General features: G+C 68.3%; 24 protein-coding genes, 1 tRNA gene and 2 pseudogenes. 11 read left to right on the top strand and 16 right to left on the bottom strand.

All coding sequences use genetic code 11. The features are described from left to right. Positions 1-9: 9 nt before the first annotated feature. Genes ASG52_RS09580 through ASG52_RS09570 form a run of 3 tightly spaced genes read left to right on the top strand, consistent with a single transcriptional unit; the run spans position 10 to position 1,692 of the window. Complete coding sequence (locus ASG52_RS09580) at positions 10-192, top strand: hypothetical protein (protein ID WP_056242241.1); 183 nt, start codon at positions 10-12, stop codon at positions 190-192. A 3-nt stretch (positions 193-195) separates the two neighbouring features. Beyond that, positions 196-1,326 carry a tetratricopeptide repeat-containing glycosyltransferase family 2 protein gene (locus ASG52_RS26160; protein WP_082552467.1) on the top strand — a complete coding sequence of 377 codons (1,131 nt, stop codon included), beginning with the start codon at positions 196-198 and terminating at the stop codon, positions 1,324-1,326. Positions 1,327-1,347: 21 nt separating this feature from the next. Beyond that, complete coding sequence (locus ASG52_RS09570) at positions 1,348-1,692, top strand: hypothetical protein (protein ID WP_056242237.1); 345 nt, start codon at positions 1,348-1,350, stop codon at positions 1,690-1,692. Between the two features lie 103 nt (positions 1,693-1,795). Here the strand turns inward: ASG52_RS09570 and ASG52_RS09565 are convergent. From ASG52_RS09565 to ASG52_RS26150, 3 genes and pseudogenes are all read right to left on the bottom strand, one after another. Next, a tRNA-Ser gene (locus ASG52_RS09565) sits at positions 1,796-1,885 on the bottom strand. A gap of 186 nt (positions 1,886-2,071) precedes the next feature. Next, positions 2,072-3,216, bottom strand: a pseudogene (locus ASG52_RS26155) (IS3 family transposase); the annotation flags it as partial. Between the two features lie 65 nt (positions 3,217-3,281). Beyond that, positions 3,282-3,620, bottom strand: a pseudogene (locus tag ASG52_RS26150) (transposase); the annotation flags it as partial. Positions 3,621-3,766: 146 nt separating this feature from the next. Here ASG52_RS26150 and ASG52_RS09550 point away from each other — a divergent pair. After that, positions 3,767-4,099, top strand: a complete 333-nt coding sequence (locus tag ASG52_RS09550; RefSeq protein WP_286159000.1) for a DUF3325 family protein — start codon at positions 3,767-3,769, stop codon at positions 4,097-4,099. Here the strand turns inward: ASG52_RS09550 and ASG52_RS27050 are convergent. Continuing rightward, the gene (locus ASG52_RS27050; RefSeq protein WP_156383874.1) at positions 4,045-4,284 is read right to left on the bottom strand and encodes a hypothetical protein; all 240 of its coding nucleotides are present in this window, start codon (positions 4,282-4,284) and stop codon (positions 4,045-4,047) included. The two genes, ASG52_RS09550 and ASG52_RS27050, sit on opposite strands and share 55 nt — an antisense overlap. Positions 4,285-4,430: 146 nt before the next feature. On the opposite strand from ASG52_RS27050, the gene ASG52_RS27835 reads away from it, so the two are divergent. Then, a complete protein-coding gene (locus ASG52_RS27835) occupies positions 4,431-4,604 on the top strand; it encodes a hypothetical protein (protein ID WP_200945592.1) in 174 nt (57 codons plus the stop codon). Between the two features lie 2 nt (positions 4,605-4,606). On the opposite strand, the gene ASG52_RS09545 is transcribed toward ASG52_RS27835, so the two are convergent. Next, positions 4,607-5,485, bottom strand: a complete 879-nt coding sequence (locus ASG52_RS09545) for a glycine betaine ABC transporter substrate-binding protein (protein WP_056242234.1) — start codon at positions 5,483-5,485, stop codon at positions 4,607-4,609. A gap of 210 nt (positions 5,486-5,695) precedes the next feature. Between ASG52_RS09545 and ASG52_RS09540 the strand changes: the two genes are divergently transcribed. Together ASG52_RS09540 and ASG52_RS09535 are read left to right on the top strand one after the other, a co-directional pair. Then, positions 5,696-6,376: a hypothetical protein gene (locus ASG52_RS09540; RefSeq protein ID WP_156383873.1), complete on the top strand. Its 681-nt coding sequence runs from the start codon at positions 5,696-5,698 to the stop codon at positions 6,374-6,376. Positions 6,377-6,500: 124 nt separating this feature from the next. Next, positions 6,501-6,785, top strand: coding sequence for a hypothetical protein (locus ASG52_RS09535; RefSeq protein WP_056242231.1), 285 nt, complete (start codon positions 6,501-6,503; stop codon positions 6,783-6,785). A 16-nt stretch (positions 6,786-6,801) separates the two neighbouring features. Here ASG52_RS09535 and ASG52_RS09530 read toward each other — a convergent pair whose 3' ends face one another. The 4 genes from ASG52_RS09530 to cpdR form a co-directional block, all read right to left on the bottom strand. Then, a complete protein-coding gene (locus tag ASG52_RS09530) occupies positions 6,802-7,281 on the bottom strand; it encodes a DUF1178 family protein (protein ID WP_056242228.1) in 480 nt (159 codons plus the stop codon). A 57-nt stretch (positions 7,282-7,338) separates the two neighbouring features. Next, complete coding sequence (locus tag ASG52_RS09525; RefSeq protein WP_056242225.1) at positions 7,339-8,175, bottom strand: carbon-nitrogen hydrolase family protein; 837 nt, start codon at positions 8,173-8,175, stop codon at positions 7,339-7,341. Continuing rightward, the gene (gene grxC, locus ASG52_RS09520; RefSeq protein WP_056242223.1) at positions 8,172-8,429 is read right to left on the bottom strand and encodes a glutaredoxin 3; all 258 of its coding nucleotides are present in this window, start codon (positions 8,427-8,429) and stop codon (positions 8,172-8,174) included. The genes ASG52_RS09525 and grxC overlap by 4 nt, the downstream gene beginning before the upstream one ends. 249 nt (positions 8,430-8,678) lie before the next feature. Then, complete coding sequence (cpdR, locus tag ASG52_RS09515; protein ID WP_056242220.1) at positions 8,679-9,038, bottom strand: cell cycle two-component system response regulator CpdR; 360 nt, start codon at positions 9,036-9,038, stop codon at positions 8,679-8,681. A 204-nt stretch (positions 9,039-9,242) separates the two neighbouring features. On the opposite strand from cpdR, the gene ASG52_RS09510 reads away from it, so the two are divergent. Then, on the top strand, positions 9,243-10,139 hold the full coding sequence (locus ASG52_RS09510) for an N-formylglutamate amidohydrolase (protein WP_056242218.1): 897 nt from the start codon (positions 9,243-9,245) through the stop codon (positions 10,137-10,139). 450 nt (positions 10,140-10,589) lie between these two features. On the opposite strand, the gene galU is transcribed toward ASG52_RS09510, so the two are convergent. Further along, entirely contained in the window at positions 10,590-11,450 is an 861-nt protein-coding gene (gene galU / locus ASG52_RS09505; RefSeq protein WP_056242216.1) for a UTP--glucose-1-phosphate uridylyltransferase GalU, read from the bottom strand. Between the two features lie 249 nt (positions 11,451-11,699). Here galU and galE point away from each other — a divergent pair, with 249 nt between their 5' ends. The 3 genes from galE (at position 11,700) to ASG52_RS09490 (ending at position 15,433) form a co-directional block, all read left to right on the top strand. Then, entirely contained in the window at positions 11,700-12,692 is a 993-nt protein-coding gene (galE, locus tag ASG52_RS09500; RefSeq protein ID WP_056242213.1) for a UDP-glucose 4-epimerase GalE, read from the top strand. Beyond that, positions 12,689-13,870 (top strand): lytic murein transglycosylase, encoded by a 1,182-nt coding sequence (locus ASG52_RS09495; RefSeq protein WP_056242212.1) that lies wholly within the window; start codon positions 12,689-12,691, stop codon positions 13,868-13,870. Before galE ends, ASG52_RS09495 begins: the two co-directional genes overlap by 4 nt. Positions 13,871-13,978: 108 nt before the next feature. Next, on the top strand, positions 13,979-15,433 hold the full coding sequence (locus ASG52_RS09490) for an SGNH/GDSL hydrolase family protein (protein WP_056242210.1): 1,455 nt from the start codon (positions 13,979-13,981) through the stop codon (positions 15,431-15,433). Positions 15,434-15,477: 44 nt separating this feature from the next. Here the strand turns inward: ASG52_RS09490 and ASG52_RS09485 are convergent, their stop codons facing one another. The 6 genes from ASG52_RS09485 to gltB all read right to left on the bottom strand — a co-directional run bounded on the left by ASG52_RS09485 (position 15,478) and on the right by gltB (position 23,173). Beyond that, complete coding sequence (locus ASG52_RS09485) at positions 15,478-15,924, bottom strand: type II toxin-antitoxin system VapC family toxin (RefSeq protein WP_056242206.1); 447 nt, start codon at positions 15,922-15,924, stop codon at positions 15,478-15,480. A 3-nt stretch (positions 15,925-15,927) separates the two neighbouring features. After that, complete coding sequence (locus tag ASG52_RS09480) at positions 15,928-16,167, bottom strand: type II toxin-antitoxin system Phd/YefM family antitoxin (protein WP_056242314.1); 240 nt, start codon at positions 16,165-16,167, stop codon at positions 15,928-15,930. Between the two features lie 145 nt (positions 16,168-16,312). Beyond that, positions 16,313-17,746 carry a glutamate synthase subunit beta gene (locus ASG52_RS09475; RefSeq protein WP_056242204.1) on the bottom strand — a complete coding sequence of 478 codons (1,434 nt, stop codon included), beginning with the start codon at positions 17,744-17,746 and terminating at the stop codon, positions 16,313-16,315. Positions 17,747-17,814: 68 nt separating this feature from the next. Beyond that, positions 17,815-18,216, bottom strand: coding sequence for a type II toxin-antitoxin system VapC family toxin (locus ASG52_RS09470; protein WP_056242202.1), 402 nt, complete (start codon positions 18,214-18,216; stop codon positions 17,815-17,817). Beyond that, positions 18,217-18,453, bottom strand: a complete 237-nt coding sequence (locus ASG52_RS09465) for a hypothetical protein (RefSeq protein ID WP_056242197.1) — start codon at positions 18,451-18,453, stop codon at positions 18,217-18,219. Positions 18,454-18,460: 7 nt separating this feature from the next. After that, positions 18,461-23,173, bottom strand: a complete 4,713-nt coding sequence (gltB, locus tag ASG52_RS09460) for a glutamate synthase large subunit (protein ID WP_056242194.1) — start codon at positions 23,171-23,173, stop codon at positions 18,461-18,463. Positions 23,174-23,411: the final 238 nt, after the last annotated feature.

The following is a 23,411-nucleotide window of genomic DNA, read 5'->3' as shown; positions in this document are numbered from 1 at the left end:
AGACGACACATGCAGTCGAACGCTGTCGAGAAACAGGAACAGGTTGCAACTCCGGCGCCTCGCAGCCGGGTGGTGAGTGATCGGGCTCGGCGCATCATGGCGCGCACGCGTTACCAGGCTCCTGCCGTCAAGTCCTTCCCGATCTCGGGGCATGATCAGACCGGCCCGATCAGCATGGTCGGCAATATCTAATTGATGTCAGTTACGGCTGCGCTCATCGTTCTCAACGAAGAGCGCTTCCTTCCGGATTGCCTTCGCAGTCTGGAAGGCTGTGTCGATGAAATCGTCATCGTCGACACCGGATCGACCGATCATACCATCGACATCGCCCGTGCCGCCGGAGCCGCCGTGTCGTCGTTCGCTTGGAACGGTGATTTTGCTGCAGCTCGGAACGAGGCACTTCAGCGGGTCGCGACTCCCTGGACGCTTTATATTGACGCTGACGAGAGGGTGTCCGTACCGGGCGGGGGCGGGATTGGGCAGGTTCTCGATCCGGCCGAACACGCTGGCGGCTATGTGCGATTCCGACCGCGTCCCGGCTATTCTCGCTACCGCGAGCCGCGGCTGTTTCGATCGGACCCAGCCATCCGCTTCAGGGGGCGGATCCACGAGACGATGGTGCCGGATCTTCTCTCGTATGCTGAAAAGCATCGCCTGACGATACCCGTGACTCCGGTCTGCATCGATCATTTCGGTTTTGAAGGAGATCAATCCCACAAGGTCGCTCGCAACGTTCCATTGCTGGAGACGGAAGTAGAGACGCGCCCCGACCGCGCCTATTGTTGGCATCATCTCGCCGAGATGCTCGCGCTGGATGGACGCCACGACGAAGCTGTCGCGATCTGTCGACGAGGTTTGGCTGCCACGCGCGACGTCGGTACCGACAAGGATCGTTTGGACCGGCGTCAGCTCGCCCAGACGCTCACCCGCCTTCTCATCGAAACGGGCCAGGACGCCACCCAGGTGATCGGGGCGCTGCTGCGGGAAGACCCCGACGATTTCAGCACACTCTATCTTGCTGGTCGTTCCTCTCTTCTGCGTGGCGATGCCGACGACGCGTTACAGAAGGGCCGGCGGCTCGTGGGTATCGATGCCAGCGCCTTGGAAATCGGTTTAGTCGCCTACGACCTGCGGCTCTTTGAAGAGTTTGCCTGGGCGCTGCTCGGTGCCGCCTACCTTCAAGCTGGACGGCGACCGGAAGCAGGGGAAGCATATCGACAAGCTTGGCTGTGCGCTCCTAACAACACGGCGCATCTCTGCAAGGCCGTCGGTCTTGGCTCGAATGTCGGCCGAACAACCACGGCGACTTACGCCAGTCCAATCTAACTTTGGGCATGTTTATAAGAGGTGATTAGGTCGAATAGGTGTTGGACGGCGGTCGGCTTTGAGCGTCTGTACGAATCTGCCCCGATTGGTGATTCGCTGCTTGAAGCAGCTGAGTTTGCCGCAAGCATCGTTCGCGACCTCGCGGAACACGAGGCCGAGGCAGAGCATGCCCGCCAGCTTCGTCAGGCAATCATCAACGCCAGGAAGGACGACGGATCAGACCCTCATCGCCGCGGTATCCTCGAGCGGCTCATGAGGGAGAGTCTGGATGCGGTGGATCAGTCCTACGACTCGGTCTTCGAGGACGTGATTGAGGTTCGCAAGATCAGCAGCTTCCCATCCACGGATTACGGCGATCAGCCCTGATAGGGCAGCACATTGAGCCGAACCTGCTGATAGGGCTGAAGCTAGGGCACCTGGAAGGCTCTAGCCATTTTCCTACATCAAATCAGTGACTTATCGGAATTTGTGGCGGAGAGGGGGGGATTCGAACCCCCGATGCCCTTGCAGGCATGCCGCATTTCGAGTGCGGTGCATTCAACCGCTCTGCCACCTCTCCAATAGCTATATCAATCGCTTAAGCCCGTATGGGCTGTCACTATGACAATCACTATTGACCGTCACTAGCGACCATCACTAGAAGCCCTAGTGATGGCGGCGGCGGCTGTAAGGGTCATAACGAGGTTGTGGTGGGAGAGCAAGCAGGAAGAGGTGGCCAGCTGCCGGTTTGGTGGACACCCTCCTCAGCTAACTGGGCACGGGTTTCGAACGCGACAAGGCTGAGACGGCCCAAGGTCGAGTGCCGCCGCGCCGGGTTGGAGAAACGCTCGATGTCATCGAACACGTCGGCCCGAGCCTCGTCCCGCGTGCGGTAGGTCCGCCGGGCGGTGCGCTCGGTCTTCAGCGAGGAGAAGAAGCTCTCCATCGCCGCGTTGTCCCACACGTTGCCGGATCGGCTCATCGAGCCGGTCACGCCGTGCTCGGCCATCAGACGCTGGAAGGCTTCACTCGTATATTGCGATCCCTGATCCGAGTGATGCAGCAAAGCATCCGGCTTGCCCCTGCGCCAGATCGCCATGACGAGCGCATCCGTGACGCGTTGAGCCGTCATGCCGGTCTGCATCGACCAACCTACGACGCGGCGCGAGAACAGATCGATGACGGCGGCGACGTAAAGCCAGCCCTCGGCCGTCCAGATATACGTGAAGTCGGCGATCCATGTCCGGTTCGGGGCGTCGTCGCGAACCGCCGCTCCAAGAGATTGGGCGAGGCGGCAGCCCGATCACCCTGGTTCTTCGGTAGCCCCCGTCCGTGCGGCCGTGCCCGCAGGGCGTTCTCGCGCAGGATCCGCTCGATGCGGTGCAGCCCGCACGCGACGCCCTCGGCGAGCACGTCGCGCCAGATGCGCCTTGCGCCGTAGGTGCGGTCGCTGGCCACGAAGCGCGCGCGGGCCTTGCCCAGGATGGCTTCGTCGTCCCGCGCGCGTTGGCTGGGTTGCCGGGTGAGCCACGCGTGGAAGCCGGAGCGCGACACGCTCAGCGCCGCGCACATCCACGCGACCGGCTACACGGCGCGATGCCTTGCGATGAAGGCGAACTTCATATCGCGTCCCTCGCAAAGTACGCGGCGGTCTTTTTTTAGGATATCACGCTCCGCCTTCAGACGAGCGGCCTCCTTACGCAGCCGGTCGATCTCGATCTGCTCGGGCTTCATCTGTCCCTGGCCGGGAAAAGCGCGTTGGGGATCGGCCACCGCCTGCTTCACCCACCGGTGCAGCATCGTCTCGTGAACGTCGAGATCGCGCGCGGCCTGCGCGACACCGACCCCACTCTCCCGAACCAGTCGAACCGCCTCGATCTTGAACTCACGCCCGAACGTGCGACGCTGCAGGGAGCACCTCTGGCTTCACCTTCACACCCAAACCGGGTGTCCGTGAAACCGAAAGCAGGCCAGTCGATGCCATGGGCGCTCGCGGCGGCTGTGGGCTTGGGTCCGGAATAGCCCTGATCGACAAAGGCCAATTCGACGCTGTCGCTCGTCTCCGCCTGAACCTCGGCCGCCAGTCGGCCGACCTCGGCCTGGTCGTCGGTACCCGCGGGCGTCCCGTGTAGCGCCACGACATGGCCGGGCGTGCCCACCGCCAAATGCACCTTCGCACCCGGCTTGCGCTTGGCTCCGTCATAGCCGGGCCGTTCGCCACTCTTGGATGAGGAGCGCAGCGTCCGCCTGTCGAGGATCACCGCCGAGGGCTCCGGCTCCCGCTCGGCCACTATCCGCAGCACTGTCCGCAGATTGCATGGGCCCGCCTGAGCGTCGACGCGAGCAGGTGTTCGCGGCCCCGGCGGAGCGGGCCCGCGCATCACGCCCGCGACCCTCGCGCTCAATCTCGGCCTGAGCTTCGCCGCCCTCTCGGCGCTCTGCCTCAGCCTGAACCGCCACCATGCGGAGATTTTTGGGACCAACCCGAGCGTCGTGGATCGTCCTGCTGCGCGTCCTCGGCTGGGCCGGCCTCTTGCTGGGCCTGCTCGTCGCCGGGGCGGGGGAGGGTTGGGGTTTATGGGCCGGTGCAGTGGATCTCGGCGCTCTGTCGGGCGCGGGGGCCGGCCTCGTGCTGCTATTGTCCTACCGCCCCCGCCTCGTCGCCCCGGCCGGCGCCGCCGCCCTCGGTCGGGCGCTCGCGGGGGGCGCGCTGCTGCACTTTACTCGAGGTTCGATGGCCTACCGCAGGCTCTGCCACAGCAGGACGATGATCGTGAAGCCGAGGACGTTGTAGGCCAGCGCCCAGGCTAGAAAGATGCGCAGGGCGCGGTTCGGCGGTGCGGGCAAGGATCGCGGACGGACCGCGTGCGGGCGCGGATGGGGCACGGGCTGCGCCGGCAGTGCCTGGGGCACCGGATCGGACAGGAACCGCGTCAGGCATTCGGGCAGCGGACGCTGCGGGCGACCGTCATCGGACATGGCGGCAACCTGAGTGGCCTTTGCCTGTAATGCAATGCCCTTTGGCCATGCCCGCCGGCTCGTGCACTTGCCGCTGGCATCCGCGGCGACACTGGCCTATCCTCGTGCTTCATCACTGGGGGGCCACTCGAACGAGGAGCATTCCCATGCGTGCTCTCAATGTTTTCCTGGCAGCCTTCGCGCTGGCCACGGGCGCGTTCTGGTTCACGATGTTGTCGAGCCCGCCCAAGACGGCGGCGGCGCCCCGCGCCATCGCCGACAGCTGGCAGCCGAGGCCGCAGGCACCCCCGATCGCCGACGATTACGACGCGGAGTTCTGAACTCAGCGGTCGGACCGAACCAGGCCGCTGTCCTTCAGGAAAGCGGCTGCGACGTCCCGGATCAGGCGCCGCTCGACATCGACCGCCGCGTTCAGCCGCGTCATCGTCGCGCCGTCGAGCTTCGACGCCAGCGTCTCCAGCGCCTCGACCAGGGCCGGATGGGCCTGCACCGTCTCGGTCTTCACGACCGGCGCGAGGAAGTAGTTGAAGAAGAAGCCCTTGTCGTCGCGGAGGATTTTCAGGTCGTAGCCGTTGATACGGCCGTCCGTGGAGAACACGACGCCGACATCGACGCCGAAGATCCGTAGCGCCTGATAGATGTAGTCGGTATCGACCTGCCGGATCGTCGCGCGCGGGAAGCGGCTGCCGTAGGCGCGTTCCAGCGGCTCCAGCCCGTCGGGACGTTCCGCGAATTCGGTGTTGATGCCGACGATCAGGTTGGCGCCGTTCCCGAAGGCGGCGAAGAGTTCGGAGATCGTCGTGATCTTCGCCTCGTCGGCGGTTTGGGCCCGGATCGCCAGGGCGTAGGTGTTGTTGACCTCCGTCGGCTTGAGCCACGTGTATCCCTTGGCGAGATCGAGCTGGCGCACCCGGGCATACGCCGCGTCCTTGTCGTAGTTCGCCGTGTCGCCGTAGGTCAGGAACAGGCGCGTGGTCGTGTACTCCCAGTAGATGTCGCCCTTCTTGAGATACATGTGCTTGTGCATCTCGGAGGTGCTGAGGCCATGGATTTTCTGGACATCGAAGCCCTTCGAGGCGAGCAGCTGCCGCGTGAGTTCGGCGACGAGCCCCTGTTCGGTGAAGTCCTTACCCACGACGAGAAGGGGCTCGGCCGCGATCGGGTAGGCCGATACGGCCAGGACGACCAGAACGTGCGCCAAACGGGAGGCTAAAGCTTTGAAAAGCGACGCCATAGCTTCGGAAAGCACTTGGAGGCTCCGTGTCCGTCCGCACCGAACCTTTAGCAGAGATCGGGGCGAAAACCGGAATCGTCCGGGCACCGGGCGCCGCGCATGCCCGGACGGCTTGCAGGTTTCGGGCTTCCGGGCTGAATGGCGCCGGTTCGATCCCGGTCACCCGTTCACGTCCGCATGCCGAAGCCTCAAGCCACCCTGTTCGACGCGGTCCGCGCCCGCCTGCCGCTGTTCGACGACCTGCCCGACGGGGTGGTCGAGCGCCTCGCGGCCGGTGGCTACGGCCGTGGGTTGCTGACGGCCTCGGTCCGGGCGCGGCTGCGCAAGGCCGGATTCGCGGATCAGGCGATGTTAGCGCTCGCCTCGCCCGCCGACCTCATGGCAGTGCGCAAGATCGGCCCGTTGCGGGTCGAGGCGATCCGGGATCATCTGCTCGGCGAACTCGCCCGGCTCGTCCCGGGGGCGCGGGCGGACCACGACCGGGAGGCGACCGATCTGCGGCGGCTCGACCGGCTGCGCGCCCAGCCGGGCGCCCGGTTCGGCCGGGCCGGCGAGACCTGCGCCGACCTCGCCTCGCGGTCTTGCGACGCGCTCCGGGCGGAACTGGAGATCCCGGCCGCCGACTTCGACCGCCTCGTGGCCTCCCTCGCCCTGGCGCTCCAGCCACATCGAGCGCCGGTCCTCGCGCCCGAGGACGAGACGGCGCATGCAGCAGATGCCACCCGCACGCACGCCGAACTGCTGCGGGAGCGCGACCGCGAATGGGACGAGGCCGCGCCTTCGGCCGACGCGCCGGAGCACGATGCGGAAAAGTGGAATCCGGTTTTCCGAAATCATCATGCGTCTACAGAGAGATAGAGCGTGCTGCCGTTTCCGTGAAACGGCAGCACGCTCTATCTCCTCGACTGCGACAATCCGGAACAGGCCGCCGCTCCTGCGGTTCTCCCTGAACCCTACGGGGACAACAACAGGAGGAAACCCCATGCGGATCACGGCAGCGATACTCGCCGGCACGCTCCTCGTTGCGACGGCCGGCCCGGCCTTCGCCGGCGGATCGGGATCGTCCGGGACAAGCAATTCCGGCACCGCGAACAGCACCGGGCCGAACGATGCCGGCTCGGGCGCATCGCCCGGCGCCTCGGGCAGCGCGCCGACGACCGGCGACAAGAGCCGGTCCGGCACCTCGAACAGCACGGGCGCGAACGACGCCGGCTCCGGCTCGTCGCCGGGCTCGAAGGGAACGGGCGCCGGCTCGGGAACGCGGTAGGGCGTTTCCCGACAGCTCAGTTCCTGTCGTCCGGCGAAGGCGGTAGGGGCATGACCCCGATGCCCTCCTCTGCGAGTTCCCGCGCCTCGTGCGGGGAAGCCTCGCCGTAGATCGGGCGGCCTTCGGCATCGCCGTAATGGATCGCCCGCGCCTCCTCGGCGAAGCGGTCGCCGACGTGCTCGGCGGTCGCCACCACGTGCTCGCGCACCGCCTTGAGCAGGGCGCGCAGCCGCCGCTCCGGCTCGGCGATCATCGGCACCGGAGCGGCGGGCTGCGGGCTCGCGACCGCCAGAAGCCCGGCCGGTTCGGCGGCGGGGCGGCGGTCGCGGTCGGTGCGGGCCACCGCCGGAGCCATCGGCGCCTTGGTCACCTTCGCCGAATCGCAGACCGGACAGGTCACGAGGCCGCGGGCGGCCTGCTCGTCGTAGGCGGAGCCGGAGGGAAACCAGCTCTCGAAGCCATGGCCGGAATCGCAGACGAGGGTGAAGCGGATCATCGTGTTGGGGCCTTGGACACCGGCAGAGCCGGGTCCGCGGGCTAAGTTGCAAAAGAATCAGGCTCGGCGCACGTCGAACGGGCGGGCATGGGCCAGGGCGGGGATGCGGGCGCGGGCGTCCGCCACGCGGGCGAGGTCGATCTCGGCGAGCACGATGCCCGGTGCGTCGCCCTCGGCCTCGGCCAGGATGCGGCCCCAGGGATCGACGATGAGCGAGTGCCCGAACGTCTCGCGCCCGTCCTCGTGCCGTCCGCCCTGGGCCGCCGAGATCATGAACGAGCCGGTCTCGATGGCGCGGGCCCGTTGCAGGATGTGCCAGTGCGCCTCGCCGGTCTGGCGGGTGAAGCAGGCGGGCGCCGTCAGCACCGTGGCCCCGGCCTCAGCCAGCGCCCGGTAGAGGGCGGGAAAGCGCAGATCGTAGCAGATGGTGAGGCCGAAGGCGGCGAGCGGCGTCTCGGCCACGACGGCGCAGGCGCCGCCGGAATAGGTCGCCGATTCGCGCCAACTCTCGCCGTTGGGCAAATCGACGTCGTAGAGGTGCAGCTTGTCGTAGGAGGCGCGGATCGCGCCCTCCGCATCGATCAGGAACGCCCGGTTGGCGATCTTGTCGCCCTCGCGGATCGCCAGCGAACCGATCTGGAGGATGATGCCGGTCTCGCGCGCGACGGCGCGCAGGGCCGCCAGCGTGGCGTCGGAGTCCTGCGGGCCGACATGGGCGAACAGGGCGTCGCGGTCGCGCTCGATCAGCGAGGTGGTCTCGGGGGTCTGGACGTAGGCCGCGCCCGCGGAGGCCGCCTCGCGCACGGCCCTCACCGCGGCCTCGCGGTTGGCGGCCGGATCGCGCCCTCCGCGCATCTGCACGCAGGCGGCGACGAACTTGGATGCGTCGCTCATGCGGCCAGCAGCGGGTCGAGCCCGCCGGCGCGGTCGAGGGCGTAGAGGTCGTCGCAGCCGCCGACATGGCGGTCGCCGACGAAGATCTGCGGCACACTGGTGCGCCCGCCGGCCCGCTGGACCATCGCGGTCCGCGCGCCGGACGTCTTCTCGACGTCGATCTCGGTGAAGGCCACGCCCTTCTCGCGCAGCAGGCTCTTGGCCGCCGAGCAATAGGGACACCAGGCCGTGGTGTAGAGTGTGACCGGCTGCATGGTCGCTCGCGCGCCCGAGGGGGAAGCAGCCGATATAGGCGAGTGGGGCCGATCTTCCTACAGCGAGAGCGATCGATCTCGCTGTTTTTGCCTTGGCCTCAAGCGCCGGCGGCCGCGTCCGCGGCCTTAGGCTTCTCGCTCCGCTAGACGCCTCGGCAGAGCCGAGGCCGCTGCGCGGGGCGCTCTTCGCGCCCGGCCATACGGCATACCTATCCTGTCAGGCGGTGCCGAGGGTCGGCCTGTCCCGCCTCAAGCCGCGGCGAGCAGCTTCTCGACCTCGTTGACGAGCTCGCGCAGGTGGAAGGGCTTGGAAAGGACCTTTGCGTCCTTGGGCGCCTTCGAATCGGGGTTCAGCGCCACGGCGGCAAAGCCCGTGATGAACATCACCTTGATGTCGGGATCGAGTTCGGTGGCGCGGCGCGCCAGCTCGATGCCGTCCATCTCCGGCATGACGATATCCGTAAGAAGGAGCTCGAACGGCTCCTCGCGTAGCCGGTTATAGGCGGACAGGCCGTTGTCGAACGACAGCACGTCGTAGCCGGCGTTCTGCAACGCCTTGGCCAGGAACCGCCGCATGTCGTTGTCGTCTTCCGCGAGCAGGATCTTCATCGCACGACGTCCCGATGCCTCTACGCCCTGGGGTGTTCATTCCATAAAGCGGCGGCATGGTAAACACGGGGTTAAGGCCATGTCGTCCATCGTGGCGCCCACGGGACCGGCGGCTGTCCCGTGCGTGGCAGTAGACAGCCCGCCCCCGCCGCCGCAAAGTGGCGAAATGTCCCCCGTTCGCCACAGATCGGCGCCCGCCACGCGATGAGCCTCCCCCCCGCCGACGGCACCGAGACGTTCGATCCGCCCTTCGTCGTGGACGAGCCCGCCGCGCACGCCTTTCCGTTCGTGTTCAACGCGCCGCATTCCGGCGCCCATTACCCGCCCGCTTTCCTCGCCGCCTCCCGGCTCGACGCGCTGACCCTGCGCCGCTCGGAGGACGCCCATGTCGACCGGCTGTTCGCCGCCGTGGTCGGGCTGGGCGCGCCGTTGATGCGGGCGAACTTTCCCCGCGCCTATCTCGACCTGAACCGCGAGCCCTACGAGCTCGACCCGCGCATGTTCACGGGCCGCCTGCCCTCCTACGCCAACACCCGCTCCATGCGGGTCGCGGGGGGACTCGGCACCGTGCCGCGCATCGTCGCCGACGGCCAGGAGATCTACCGCGAGCGGCTGTCCGTCGAGGAGGCGGTGAGCCGGATCGAGACGCTCTACAAACCCTATCACCGGACGCTGCGCGGCCTGATCCAGCGCACGGCGCGGACCTTCGATAAAGCGATCCTGATCGACTGCCACTCGATGCCCTCCTCCAGCCTCGGGCGCGACGAGGCCTCCCAGGCCGATTTCGTGCTGGGCGACCGGTTCGGGACGAGCTGCGCCCCCGCGCTCACCGAGAGCGTCGAGGTGCGCCTGCGGGCGTTGGGTTACCGGGTGGTGCGCAACAAGCCCTATGCCGGCGGCTTCATCACCGAGCATTACGGCGAGCCGGGCCTCGGGCGGCACGCGCTGCAGATCGAGATCAATCGGGCGCTCTACATGAACGAGCAGTCGCTCGCCCTCACCGCGGGCTTCGCGCCGTTGGCCAAGCACCTCACCCAGGTGTTTGCGGACGTCGCCGCCGAGACGGTGGATGCGACGCCCCTTCGCATCGCGGCCGAGTAGAAGAATTTTGCCACGCCGCCGTCATTCCGGGGCCGCACAAGCGGAACCCGGAATCCACCCGTGATGCGCGGCTACAAATAGCGCTGCGGCTAATCGTGGATTCCGGGTTCGCTTCGCGCCCCGGAATGACGGGAGTGGGGTGGGTCCCGAAACAAAAAAAGGCCGCCCCGATGGAGGGCGGCCCGAAGTCTAGGGAGGAAACGCCCAAGAAGGGCTGCGGGACCGCGACGCCATCGCGATCTCGCAATGCACAATTCGCATCGCGCCGCACAAAACGCAAGGTCGGTGATAACGTTTTCACCTGCGTCGCATGCATGGCTTGGCTGCGCCGCTGCATGGGACCTGGCGGAAACGGAGGGGCGCCTGGGATGTGGTATCCCAGGCGCCCCTGCAAACCTCTGATGTGCCTCGACTTTCCGGGAAGCCGAGACCGAACGTCCGGCGTGCGGCCTATCCCAGCAGGGCGCGGATTTCCGCCTTGAGAGCGTCGGCCAGTTCCGGCCGCTCCAGGCCGTAGGCGAGGTTGGCGGTGAGGAAGCCGATCTTCGAGCCGGTGTCGTAGGTGCGCCCGTCGAAGCGCATGCCGTAGAACTTCTGCTGCTCGGAGAGGCGGATCATCGCGTCGGTGAGCTGGATCTCGCCGCCCGCGCCCTTCTCGCCCCGCTCCAAAATCGAAAAGATCTCGGGCTGAAGGATGTAGCGGCCGGAGATGATGAAGTTCGAGGGCGCGGTGCCCTGCTTGGGCTTCTCGACCATGCCGGTGATCTCGAAGCTCTGGCCGAAGGTCTCGCCGACGGCGACGATGCCGTACTGGTGGGTTTCTTCCGGCTTCACCTCCTCGACGGCGATGACGTTGCCGCCGTGCTGCTCGTAGGCCTTCAGCATCTGGGCCATGCAGCCGCGGCTCAGCATGTCGGGCAGCAGCACGGCGAACGGCTCGTCGCCGACGATCTCGCGGGCGCACCAGACCGCGTGGCCGAGGCCGAGCGGGGCCTGCTGGCGGGTGAAGCTGGTCTGGCCGGCCTTGGGCAGGTCCTTCTTCAGCTCCTCGTAGGCGGCGGTCTTGCCGCGCTCCTGCAGGGTGTGGTCGAGTTCGAACGCGATGTCGAAATGGTCCTCGATCATGGCCTTGCCGCGGCCGGTGACGAAGATGAAATGCTCGATGCCGGCCTCGCGGGCCTCGTCCACCACGTGTTGGACGACCGGGCGGTCGACCACGGTGAGCATCTCCTTGGGCACCGCCTTGGTGGCCGGGAGGAAGCGCGTGCCGAGGCCGGCGACGGGGAGGACGGCCTTGCGAATCGGTTTCATCTGGCGGGACCCGTGGATGGTGTGGGGCGGGGCAACCTTGAACGGTCAGGGTGAAATAGCACGACGCGCGCCAGCAACAGCCCCGCTTCACGCCCTGCGGCGTGCTTTTCGCGTGAAATGTCTGTCACAACGAGCCGTCACGCCGCCCGGATCGAACCGATCTCGGCGCTGGCCGGGATGGACGGCACTTTAATCGCGTCTGAAACTTTGGTCGTTAGAATGCGGCCGGACTGAGCGAGGGGAACATCCATGGCCGTTCTGGTCACCGGGGGCGCGGGCTATATCGGCAGCCACATGGTGCTGGCGCTGGTCGATGCCGGGCACGAGGAGGTGGTCGTGCTCGACGACCTCTCCACCGGCTTCGATTGGGCGCTGCCGCCGGAGGTGCGCCTCGTCGTCGGCGACGTGTCGGATCAGGCGCTCGTCACCGAGACGATCCTGCGCCACCGGATCGATTCCATCGCCCACTTCGCCGCCAGGATCGTGGTGCCGGACTCGGTGTCCGACCCGCTCGGCTACTACCTCGCCAACACGGTCAAGACCCGCGCGCTGATCGAGACGGCGGCGCGCACCGGCGTGAAGCACTTCATCTTCTCGTCCACGGCGGCCGTCTACGGCGAGCCCGAGACCGTGCCGGTGCCGGAGAACCTCGCCGCCAACCCGATCAATCCCTACGGCCGCTCCAAGCTGATGAGCGAGTGGATGCTCGCCGACGCGGCCGCCGCCCACGGATTCAGCTACGTGGTGCTGCGCTACTTCAACGTCGCCGGCGCCGACCCGCGCGGGCGCACCGGCCAGTCGACGCCGAACGCCACCCACCTGATCAAGGTCGCGACGCAAGCCGCACTCGGCCAGCGCACGCATCTCGACGTGTTCGGCACCGACTATCCGACCCGCGACGGCTCGTGCCTGCGCGACTACATCCAGGTGTCGGACCTCGCCGAGGCCCACATGGTGGCGCTGAACCATCTGCGTTCCGGCGGCGACAGCCTGACGCTCAATTGCGGCTACGGCCGCGGCTACTCGGTGCTGGAGGTGATCGAGGTGGTCAAGCGCATCTCCGGGCGCGACTTCGAAGTGCGGCTCTCGCCCCGCCGCCCCGGCGACCCGGCCCAGATCATCGCGGGCGCCGACCGCATCCGTGCGGAACTCGGCTGGACCCCGAAGCACGACGACCTCGACGCCATCGTGGCCCAAGCCTTGGCTTGGGAGGATTCCCTGGCCAAGCGGAACAGGCGGTGAGGCGGCGCCTCGCCGGCCTCCTCGCGGCTGTCGTCCTCGTCGCCGGCCCAGCCCTGGCGCAGGACGGCGACTTTTCCAGCTTCGTCGCCGCATTGCGCCCTGAGGCCAAGGCGCGGGGCGTCTCCCAAAAAACGTTCGACGCGGCCTTTGCCGGTGTCAGCACGCCTGACGCCGAAGTGATCGCCCGCACCCGCCGCCAGAGCGAGTTCAGCCGCCCGACCTGGGACTATCTCGTCGGCGCGGTCTCGGGCGCGCGGATCGCCAAGGGCAAGGCGCAGGCCGCGCGGCTGTCGGCGACGCTCGCGGCGATCGAGGCCAAGACCGGCGTGCCGCGCTGGGTCGTGCTCGCCTTCTGGGGCGTCGAGTCGGATTTCGGCGCGAGCGCGGGCACCCTGCCGGTGGTGCGGTCGCTGGCGAGCCTCGCCTATGCCGGGCATCGCGGCCGGCTGTTTCGCGACGAACTCTTGGCCGCCCTCCAGATCCTCGAGAACGGCGATGTCGAGCCCCCAAGGATGGTCGGCTCGTGGGCCGGCGCGATGGGGCAGGTGCAGTTCCTGCCCTCGGTCTACCTGCGCGAGGCGGTGGATTTCGACGGCGACGGGCGGCGCGACATCTGGCGCTCCGAGGCCGACGCGCTGGCCTCGATCGCCCACTACCTGCGCGCGCTCGGCTGGAACCCGGCGCTCTCCTGGGGTTACGAGGTCACGCTGCCGAAGGACTTCGACCTGACGCGCTACCGGGGCCCGATTCCCGACTTCGCCGCCCGCGGCGCGCGCCGCACCGACGGCAAGCCGCTGCCCAAAACCGGCGAGGCGAGCCTGTTTCTGCCGGGCGGCCTGGGCGCCCCGGTCTTCCTCATCACCCCGAACTTCGAGGCGATCCGCGGCTACAACACCAGCGATTCCTACGCGCTCGCGGTCGGCCATCTCGCCGACCGGCTCGCCGGCGCTCCGGCGCTGGCCGCCCCCTGGCCGAACGGCGCCGTCCGCCTCGACGGGCCGGGCCTGAAGCGGCTTCAGGCGGGGCTTGCCCGCGAGGGGTTCTACGAAGGCGATCAGGACGGGCGAGCCGGGCCGAAGCTGCGCGAGGCGGTCCGCCGCTACCAGATCCGCGAGGGCCTGCCCGCCGACGGCTACGCCCGGCCGGCCCTGCTGGAGCGGCTGGAGGGCGGGCGCTGACCTGCATTCCGGGGGGCTTCGACGGATGGACTCTCCCGCGCTATCCTGATCGCTTCAGACGGAGCCGGACGGCACACGGCCCGCGCAGCATCGACCCGAGGTTCCCGGATGGATCGTCGCCCGAAAGATCGCCCCGCGCCGTTGAGCGCCGCCGCGATCCTCGGCCTTCTCGCCGTCGCCGCTTGCCTCGCCGGCCCGCCGCCGGCCCTGGCGCAGTGGGGCGACACCTACGACGCGCCGCCGCAGGATCCCTATTACGCGCCGCGCCGCCCCCGCGGCGGCTACCGCGACGACGGCTATGCCCGGCCCCAGCCCCGCCGCCCTGCCCCGCCCCCGCAACAGGAATCGCGCTCGTTCTATTGGCCGTGGGAGGATCAGCCGCGCAGCCAGCCGGCGCCGCAGCCCCCGCCGGGACAGGCGGTACCCGGAACGGCCCCGCCTCCGGGCTATGCCCGCCCCTCGCGCCCCCGCGCCCCGGCGGTGACGACCCGCTCCGACGAGGAGCGCGCCGCCCGCGCCCGCCGCCGCCCGAGCCCGCCGCCGAGCGTCGCCCAGCCGCCCAAGCCCGTCGTGCCGAAGGCCGCCCCGACCACCCAGGTCGCGGTGTTCGGCGATTCGCTGGCGAGCTATCTCGGCAAGGGCGTGGACGAGGCGTTCTCCGACAGCGCCGACGTGGCGGTGATCGACCGCTCCAAGGGCGACAGCGGCCTCGTGCGCAAGGACGTGGTCGATTGGGCGAAGAGCGCCGAGGACTTCCTCAAGGCCAACCCCAACCTGTCCTACGCCCTGATGATGGTCGGGGTGAACGACCGGCAGGCGCTCCGCGACGGCGACCAGAGCTTCGAGGCCCTGTCCGACCGCTGGCGTGAGCTCTATGGCGCCCGCGTCGATGCCGTGATCAAGGCCTTCACCGAGGCCAAGGTGCCGCTGATCTGGGTCGGCCTTCCGCCGGTGCGCAGCGACAGCCTGACCCGCGACTACGCCAGCATCAACGACCTCGTGCGCGAGCGGGTGCAGAAGGCCGGGCAGACCTATGTCGACATCTGGCAGGGCTTCGTCGACGACCGCAACCGCTTCACCGCCAACGGTCCCGACGTGGAGGGCCAGGAGGCGCGGCTTCGCACCGCCGACGGCATCCACTTCACCAGCGCGGGCGCCCGCAAGGTCGCCCACTTCGCCGACGTGGAACTGAAGCGCCTGATGGGCGCCCGCGGCGGCCTGCCCACGGAACAGCCCACCGCCCCGGTCGCCACCACCAACCCGACCGACGGCGCGCCGGCTCCGGGGGCCCCGAGCGACGACACGGCCGCCATCGATCGCAAGATCACCGCGATGCTGCCGAGCTTGCCCGAGCCGCCCGGCATCCCGACGCTCCCCGTGAAGCCCGCCGCCGGCCCCGTGGTGCCGCTGGGCCGAGCCGAGATCGCGCCCGGCGGCACGCTCATGACCGGCCGCCCCTCCGAGGGCGACGCCACCGGCACCCGCGAGCGCAGCTTGCAACGCGGCGCCGCCCCCCTGCCCCAGCCCGGCCGGGCGGATGATTTCCGCTGGCCGCCGGGGTGAGGCCCCCGGTTTCGGCAGGCTGAGGGCGCAGTCTGTGACTGACTTCAGACCGTCTCAGGTGGAAGCGCGGCGAACGGATCGAGCGCCTTTACCCCGAGCGGATGGAAGTGCCGAAGGTTGCGGGTCAGCAGCGTGAAGCCGTGGCGCCCAGTGGTCGCGGCGATCGCGAGGTCCGCCCAGCCGGGATCGTGCCCCTGCCGCCTCGCCCGATCCGTCAGGGCGCCAACCAGCCGTGCGGTGTCGAGGTCGATCGGCAGGATCCGGTTTGCATAGAGGTGCAGCAGTGCCTCCAACCAATCGGCAAGGCGACCTGCCTTACGGCTCGCGCCTTCCCGGCGGCACTTGGCGATGCCGTCCTCGATCTCGGCGACCGTGACGACCGAGAGGAACAGGCCGGCGCTGTTGCGGTCCATCCAGGCCGTCACGTCCTGCGCCGGAACGGGCCTCGTTGGCGCTCCGGCCGAGAGGACGTTGGTGTCGATGAGGTACAAGGGTCAGAGGTCCGGGTCTCTGATCCCGCTCTGACGCTCCGGCAGATCGCCGTCCTCCAGCGGGGCTGCCATCAGCAGCCGGCCGAAAGACGGCACCTGGGAGAGCCGCTGCCACTCCTCGAAGCTCAGCACCACGGCCTCTGGCCGACCGCGCCGGGTGATGATCGAGGGCTGCCCCTGCCGGGCTTGGTCGATGACCGAGGACAGAGTCGCTTTCGCCTCGCGAAGCTGAATTTCCTGCATCGACCCCTCCGTGACCCTTGTGGTCACGATACGGTTGGCGTCCAATTTTGCAAGTTGATCCCTGAGCGTGCCACGGGTTCGGAAAACGCCCAAAAGAAAGGGCCGCCGCTTCGCAGCGACGGCCCCATTCATCTGATCGTTGCGCTCAGCGCGGCAGCACGGTCGAGCCCATCAGTGCCTCGTCGATGGAGCGGGCGGCCTGGCGGCCTTCGCGGATCGCCCACACCACCAGCGACTGGCCGCGGCGCATGTCGCCCGCGGCGTAGATCTTCGGGTTGGAGGTGCGGTAATCGTCCTCGTTGGCCGTGACGTTGCCGCGCTTGTCCACGGCCACGCCGGACTCTTCGACGAGGCCCTTCTGGATCGAGCCGGCGAAGCCGATCGCCATGAAGACGAGGTCGGCGGGCAGCACGAACTCGGAGCCCTCGATCGGCTGGCGCTTCTCGTCCACGCGGGCGCAGACCACGCCGGTGAGCTGGCCCTTGCGGTTGCCCTGGAGCTTCAGCGTCGCGGCCTGGAACTCGCGCTCGGCGCCCTCCGCCTGGCTCGACGAGGTGCGCATCTTGGTCGGCCAGTAGGGCCACACCGTCAGCTTGTCCTCGCGCTCCGGCGGGCGCGGTCGAATGTCGAGCTGGGTCACCGAGAGCGCGCCCTGGCGGAACGACGTGCCGACGCAGTCCGAGGCGGTGTCGCCGCCGCCGATGACGACGACGTTCTTGCCGGCGGCGAGAATCGGCAGCTCGCCGTTGCCCGGCATCGGCTCGGCGCCGACGCGGCGGTTCGACTGGACGAGGAAGGGCATGGCGTAGTGGACGCCGTCGAGCTCCTGGCCCGGCAACTGCGGGTTGCGCGGGTCCTCGGCGCCGCCGCAAAACAGCACGGCGTCGAACTTGCCCGTCAGCTCTTCGAGTGGCACGTTGACGCCGATATTCGCCTTGTAATGGAAGACGACGCCCTCGGCCTCCATCTGCTTCACGCGCCGGTCGATGTGGCGCTTCTCCATCTTGAAGTCCGGGATGCCGTAGCGGAGCAGGCCGCCGGCCTTGGACTCGCGCTCGTAGACGTGCACATCGTGGCCGACGCGGGCGAGCTGCTGCGCCGCCGCCATGCCGGCCGGGCCGGAGCCGATCACCGCCACGCGCTTGCCGGTGCGGGTCTCCGACGGCTCGGGCTTGACCCACCCGTTGTTCCAGGCGCGGTCGGCGATGGCCTGCTCGATCGTCTTGATCGCGACCGGCTGGTTCTCGAGGTTGAGCGTGCAGGCTTCCTCGCAGGGCGCCGGGCAGATGCGGCCGGTGAATTCGGGGAAATTGTTGGTGGAGTGAAGGTTGCGCGCGGCCTCCTGCCAGTCCGACTGGAAGACGAGGTCGTTCCAGTCCGGGATCTGGTTGTGGACCGGGCAGCCGGTCGGCCCGTGGCAGAACGGGATGCCGCAATCCATGCAGCGCGCCGCCTGCTTCGACAGGTCGTGCTCGTCGAGCGGCAGCGTGAACTCGCGGAAGTGCCGCACGCGGTCGGCGGCGAGCTGATACTTCTGCTCCTGCCGGTCGAATTCGAGGAAGCCCGTGACCTTGCCCATCGATCAGTCCAATCGCGCCGCTTTGCCTGTCGCGAAGTTCGTCCGTCGCACCGTGTCGTGCCGATCAATCAGGGCCGCAGCCAATTCTCAATCGTCAGTCCGATGATCCGTTCAAACTCCCTCGTGTTGTCCGTTACCAGAACGCTGCCGTCGGCCAGCGCCTGAGCCCCGATGAGCAGGTCGTTTCCACCGATCGGCGTCCCGGCCCGCTCCAGCCCAAGACGCAATCCCGCGTAAGTCCGGTCGGCAGGCTCGTTCCAGCCGGCAATCCGGATCGATCCGAGCACGGCCTCGACCTGCCGCGACAGCCGATCCGACCCTTTCCGCGCCGCGCCGTAGCGAAGTTCCGCCGCGACGATGACACTCGTATAAACCTGGGTCTCACCGGCCTGTCGAATCCGCTCCGCGACCGGCCCCCGCGGCGCGCGCACCAGCGCCGAGAGGATGTTGGTGTCGAGCAGATACGGCATTCAAAGCGAGACGTCGCTCGGCGCCGTGTCCTCGATCTCCGGCCAGTCCTCATCGAGGTCGTCGAGACCGGAGAGGACGGACAGGAGCGAGGACCGGACCACCGGCTCGACGACGAGCCGCCCATCCTTCGCCGTCAGGATCGCCTCGTCCCCGCCCAACATGAAGCCGGGCGGGATGTCGAGCCGCTGTCCGTCCGGCGTCCGGACGAGGCGGACGCGGGCCGTCTGCTCGCCCATCGCGCCTCTACTCCGCTGCCACCGGCATCCGCGCCATCTCCATCTCGCGCAGGGCCCGGCGGTACTCGACCGGCATCACCTTGACGAACTTGGTGCGGAAGCCCGCCCAGTCGTCGAGGATCTGCTTAGCCTTCGGCGAGCCGGTGTACTTGAGATGGTTGGTGAGGAGTTGGCTGAGCCGCTCCTCGTCGTGGCCCGACATGTCGGCGAGGATGTCGACCCGGCCCTTGGTCTCCAGGTCGCCGTCCTGGTGGAAGCGACGCATGATGTCGTCCTCCTCCTCGACGGGCTCCAGATCGACCATCGACAGGTTGCAGCGGTCGCGGAACGAGCCGTCCTCGTCGAGCACGTAGGCGAGGCCGCCGGACATGCCCGCCGCGAAGTTGCGGCCGGTGACGCCGATGGAGACCACGACGCCGCCGGTCATGTACTCGCAGCCATGGTCGCCCATGCCCTCGACCACCGCGATGGCGCCCGAGTTGCGCACGGCGAAGCGCTCGCCCGCGGCGCCGCGGATGTAGCACTCGCCCGCGATGGCGCCGTAGAGCACGGTGTTGCCGGCCATGATCGTGCGGGCGGGGGGCGCCTTCAGCGCCTCGCTCGGACGGATGATCAGCTTGCCGCCCGACAGGCCCTTGCCGACATAGTCGTTACCGTGGCCGGTCAGATCGAAGGTCACGCCTGCGGCGAGCCACGCGCCGAAACTCTGGCCGGCGGTGCCGGAGAGCTTCACCACGATGGTGTCGTCGGCCAAGCCGTCATGGCCGTGTGCCTTGGCGACCGCGCCCGAGAGCATGGCGCCCGCCGCGCGATCCGAGTTGCGGATCACGTCGGTCAGCGTCACGGCCTCGCCGCTCGCGATCGCCTGCTCGGCGCCCGCAATCAGGCGGCGGTCCAGCACCGTGTCGATCGGGTGGCTCTGCTTCTCGACATGGCGGATCGCCACCTCCGGCCCGACATCGGGACGGTGGAACAGCTTCGAGAAGTCGAGTCCGCGCGCTTTCCAGTGCTCGATGGCGTCGCGCTTGTCCAAGAGGTCGGAACGGCCGATCAGGTCTTCAAGCTTGGCAAAGCCCATCGTGGCCATCAGCTCCCGCAGCTCCTCGGCCACGAAGAAGAAGTAGTTGACGACGTGCTCCGGCGTTCCCTTGAAGCGCTTGCGCAGCACCGGGTCCTGGGTGGCGACCCCCACAGGGCAGGTGTTGAGATGGCACTTGCGCATCATGATGCAGCCGGCCGCGATCAGGGGCGCGGTCGAGAAGCCGATCTGGTCGGCGCCGAGCAACACGGCGATCATCACGTCCTTGCCGGTGCGGATGCCGCCGTCGGCCTGGAGCGCCACGCGACCGCGCAGGCCGTTGAGCACCAGCGTCTGCTGGGTCTCGGCCAGGCCCGTCTCCCACGGGCCGCCCGCATGCTTGATCGAGGTCAGCGGGGCCGCGCCCGTGCCGCCGTCGAAGCCGGAGATCGTGATGTGGTCGGCGCGCGCCTTGGCGACGCCCGCCGCGACGGTGCCGACGCCGACCTCGGAGACGAGCTTGACCGAGATGTCGGCGGCCGGGTTCACGTTCTTCAGATCGAAGATCAGCTGCGCGAGGTCTTCGATCGAGTAGATGTCGTGGTGCGGCGGCGGCGAGATCAGGCCGACGCCCGGCGTGGCATAGCGGACCTTGGCGATCTTGGCGTCGACCTTGTGGCCGGGCAGCTGGCCGCCCTCGCCGGGCTTGGCGCCCTGGGCCACCTTGATCTGGATCATGTCGCCGTTGACGAGGTACTCGGTCGTCACGCCGAAGCGGCCCGAGGCCACCTGCTTGATCGCCGAGCGGCGCGAGCGCCCGTCCGGCCCGGTGACGAACCGGCGCGGCTCCTCGCCGCCCTCGCCCGAATTCGAGCGGCCGCCGAACGAGTTCATGGCGATGGCCAGCGTCTCGTGCGCCTCCTTCGAGATCGAGCCGTAGGACATCGCCCCGGTGGCGAACCGCTTCACGATCTCGACCGCCGGCTCGACCGCCGAAATGTCGATCGGCGCGCGACCGAGATCGGCGGCGGTCTTGATCCGGAACAGGCCGCGCAGGGTCTTGAGGTGGTTCTCCTGCTCGTTCACCAGCCGGGCGTATTCGCGGTAGCGCTCGGGCGCGCCGAGGCGCACCGCGTGCTGGAGCGTGGCCACGGTGTCGGGCGTCCAGGTGTGCGTCTCGCCGCGCAGGCGATAGGCGTACTCGCCGCCGACATCGAGCGCGGTGCGGTAGATCGGAGCGTCGCCGAAGGCGTCGCGGTGTCGCTCCGCCGTCTCGCGAGCGACCTCGGCCATGCCGATGCCGCCGATGGTGGTGGCGGTGCCGAAGAAGTCGCGGGCGACGAAGTCGGCGTTGAGGCCGATCGCGTCGAAGATCTGCGCGCCGCAATAGGACTGGTAGGTCGAGATGCCCATCTTGGACATCACCTTGAGCAGGCCCTTATCGATCGACTTGATGTAGCGGTAGACGATCTCGTCGTCGGTCAGGTCCGGCGGGAACTCGCCCTTCATCGCGATCAGCGTCTCGAAGGCGAGGTAGGGGTTCACGGCCTCGGCGCCGTAGCCGGCGAGGCAGGCGAAGTGATGCACCTCGCGCGGCTCGCCCGACTCGACCACGAGGCCGACCGAGGTGCGAAGCCCCTTGCGGATCAGGTAGTTGTGGACCGCCGCGGTCGCGAGCAAAGCCGGGATCGGGATGCGGTCCGGCCCGACCGCGCGGTCCGACAGGATGATGATGTTGTAGCCGCCGCGCACGGCGACCTCGGCCCGGTCGCACAGGCGATCGAGCGCGCCCTCCATCGCCGTCGCGCCGGCTTCCGCCGCGTAGGTGATGTCGAGGGTGCGGGTGTCGAAGCGGTCCTCGAAATGCGAGATCGAGCGGATCTTTTCGAGGTCGCCGTTCGTCAGGATCGGCTGACGCACTTCGAGCCGCTTGCGGCGCGAGGCCCCTTCCATATCCAAGAGGTTCGGGCGCGGGCCGATGAACGAGACGAGGCTCATCACGGCCTCCTCGCGGATCGGGTCGATCGGCGGGTTGGTGACCTGCGCGAAGTTCTGCTTGAAGTAGGTGTAGAGGAGCTTGGGCTTGTCGGAGAGCGCCGAGAGCGGCGTGTCCGAGCCCATCGAGCCGACGGCCTCCTGGCCGGTCACAGCCATGGGGGCCATGAGCAGCTTGAGGTCTTCCTGCGTGTAGCCGAAGGCCTGCTGGCGATCGAGCAGCGCCACGTCGGTGCGGGACGCCCGCGGCTGGATCGGGTGCAGCTCCTCCAGCACGATCTGGGTGTTCTTCACCCACTCGGCATAGGGGTGCGCACCGGCCAGCTCGCCCTTGATCTCCTCGTCGGAGACGATGCGGCCCTTCTCCAGATCGATCAGCAGCATCCGGCCCGGCTGGAGACGCCAGGACTGGACGATCTTCTCGTCCGGGATCGGCAGCACGCCCATCTCGGAGGCGAGCACGACGAGGCCGTCGTCGGTGACGATGTAGCGGGCCGGACGCAGGCCGTTGCGGTCGAGGGTGGCGCCGATCTGGCGGCCGTCGGTGAAGGCGACGGCGGCCGGGCCGTCCCACGGCTCCATCAGGGCGGCGTGGTACTCGTAGAAGGCGCGCCGCTCCTCGCTCATGAGCGGGTTGCCGGCCCACGCCTCGGGGATGAGCATCATCATCGCATGCGCCAGCGAGTAGCCGCCGGCCACGAGGAATTCGAGCGCGTTGTCGAAGCAGGCGGTGTCGGACTGACCCTCATAGGAGATCGGCCAGATCTTCGAGATGTCGTTGCCGAACAGCTCCGAATCGACGCTCGCCTGACGCGCGGCCATCCAGTTGACGTTGCCGCGCAGCGTGTTGATCTCGCCGTTATGCGCGACCAACCGGTAGGGGTGCGACAGGCGCCAGGTCGGGAAGGTGTTGGTGGCGAAGCGCTGGTGCACGAGGGCCAGCGCCGAGACGAAGCGCTCGTCCTTCAGGTCGAGATAGTAGTGGCCGAGCTGGTGCACGAGCACCATGCCCTTGTAGACCACGGTCCGGCTCGACACCGAGACGGGGTAGAACTCCATCAGCCGCTTGTCGTCGTGGCTGTAGACCTTCCCCGAGATCACCTTGCGGGCGATGTAGACGCGCCGCTCGAAGGCGTCCTGATCGGTGATGCTGGCTGGGCAGCCGATGAAGAGCTGCCGGTGATGCGGCTCGGTCTCCTTCACGGCCTTGCCGAGATCGGTCGAGTCGACCGGCACGTCGCGCCAGCCGAGCAGCGGCAGGCCCTCGTCGGCCAGCGTCTTCTCGACGATCCCCTCGATGATCGCGCGGGCGTCAACCGCCTGCGGCATGAAGAACTGGCCGATGGCGTAGCCGCCGGCGGGGGGCAGCTCGAAGCCGAGGCGCGAGCATTCCTCGGCGAAGAAGCCGTGCGGGATCTGGGTGAGGATGCCGCAGCCGTCGCCCATGGTCGGGTCGGCGCCGACCGCCCCGCGATGGTCGATGTTCTCGAGGATCTTGAGGCCCTGCTGGACGATGGCGTGGCTGCGCCGGTCGTGCATGTCGGCGACGAAGCCGACGCCGCAGGCATCGCGCTCCTGGGCCGGATCGTAGGCGCCCTGCGCCATCGGCAGGGCGGGATCGCGCACGATCAGCGGCGCGGGGCCGGCCCGCGACGGAGCCGGAGCCTCGTGTTCGACCACCGACAGTTCAGACGAAATTCCGCTCATCGTCCGCCAATCTCCGACCCTGCCCGCATGCGAGCATGTTTCGTGCCCGAACACCAACGGTGCCTGGGCCGCGCGCGACTTTCAGCCGATCGGTCCTGTCGGGGTCTTCCTGCCGGAATCGCCCGCGAGACCCGCGGGCTGCAGCGTCCGGCTTCGCTCAGCCGTCGCTCGCCCGGATCGCCTTGACGGTCGCCGGTTTGTCAGCTCGTTCGGACGTCACGTCGATCACGTGAGGAAT

It is taken from the genome of Methylobacterium sp. Leaf456 (assembly GCF_001425465.1).
Taxonomy (GTDB): Bacteria; Pseudomonadota; Alphaproteobacteria; order Rhizobiales; family Beijerinckiaceae; genus Methylobacterium.
The sequence above is the reverse complement of the archived record's forward strand: the minus strand, read 5'-3'. Positions and strand labels throughout refer to the sequence as shown.

Coding starts and splice junctions, on each gene's coding strand:
- grxC (WP_056242223.1), bottom strand. CDS start 8,429: ATGCAGCCGGTCACACTCTACACCACGGCCTGGTGTCCCTATTGCTCG.
- ASG52_RS09580 (WP_056242241.1), top strand. CDS start 10: ATGCAGTCGAACGCTGTCGAGAAACAGGAACAGGTTGCAACTCCGGCG.
- gltB (WP_056242194.1), bottom strand. CDS start 23,173: ATGAGCGGAATTTCGTCTGAACTGTCGGTGGTCGAACACGAGGCTCCG.
- ASG52_RS27050 (WP_156383874.1), bottom strand. CDS start 4,284: ATGTCCGATGACGGTCGCCCGCAGCGTCCGCTGCCCGAATGCCTGACG.
- ASG52_RS09470 (WP_056242202.1), bottom strand. CDS start 18,216: ATGCCGTATCTGCTCGACACCAACATCCTCTCGGCGCTGGTGCGCGCG.
- ASG52_RS09540 (WP_156383873.1), top strand. CDS start 5,696: ATGCCGAAGCCTCAAGCCACCCTGTTCGACGCGGTCCGCGCCCGCCTG.
- ASG52_RS09530 (WP_056242228.1), bottom strand. CDS start 7,281: ATGATCCGCTTCACCCTCGTCTGCGATTCCGGCCATGGCTTCGAGAGC.
- ASG52_RS09475 (WP_056242204.1), bottom strand. CDS start 17,746: ATGGGCAAGGTCACGGGCTTCCTCGAATTCGACCGGCAGGAGCAGAAG.
- ASG52_RS09490 (WP_056242210.1), top strand. CDS start 13,979: ATGGATCGTCGCCCGAAAGATCGCCCCGCGCCGTTGAGCGCCGCCGCG.
- ASG52_RS09480 (WP_056242314.1), bottom strand. CDS start 16,167: ATGCAGGAAATTCAGCTTCGCGAGGCGAAAGCGACTCTGTCCTCGGTC.
- ASG52_RS09525 (WP_056242225.1), bottom strand. CDS start 8,175: ATGAGCGACGCATCCAAGTTCGTCGCCGCCTGCGTGCAGATGCGCGGA.
- ASG52_RS26160 (WP_082552467.1), top strand. CDS start 196: ATGTCAGTTACGGCTGCGCTCATCGTTCTCAACGAAGAGCGCTTCCTT.
- ASG52_RS09465 (WP_056242197.1), bottom strand. CDS start 18,453: ATGGGCGAGCAGACGGCCCGCGTCCGCCTCGTCCGGACGCCGGACGGA.
- galE (WP_056242213.1), top strand. CDS start 11,700: ATGGCCGTTCTGGTCACCGGGGGCGCGGGCTATATCGGCAGCCACATG.
- ASG52_RS27835 (WP_200945592.1), top strand. CDS start 4,431: ATGCGTGCTCTCAATGTTTTCCTGGCAGCCTTCGCGCTGGCCACGGGC.
- ASG52_RS09510 (WP_056242218.1), top strand. CDS start 9,243: ATGAGCCTCCCCCCCGCCGACGGCACCGAGACGTTCGATCCGCCCTTC.
- ASG52_RS09535 (WP_056242231.1), top strand. CDS start 6,501: ATGCGGATCACGGCAGCGATACTCGCCGGCACGCTCCTCGTTGCGACG.
- cpdR (WP_056242220.1), bottom strand. CDS start 9,038: ATGAAGATCCTGCTCGCGGAAGACGACAACGACATGCGGCGGTTCCTG.
- galU (WP_056242216.1), bottom strand. CDS start 11,450: ATGAAACCGATTCGCAAGGCCGTCCTCCCCGTCGCCGGCCTCGGCACG.
- ASG52_RS09550 (WP_286159000.1), top strand. CDS start 3,767: ATGCGGAGATTTTTGGGACCAACCCGAGCGTCGTGGATCGTCCTGCTG.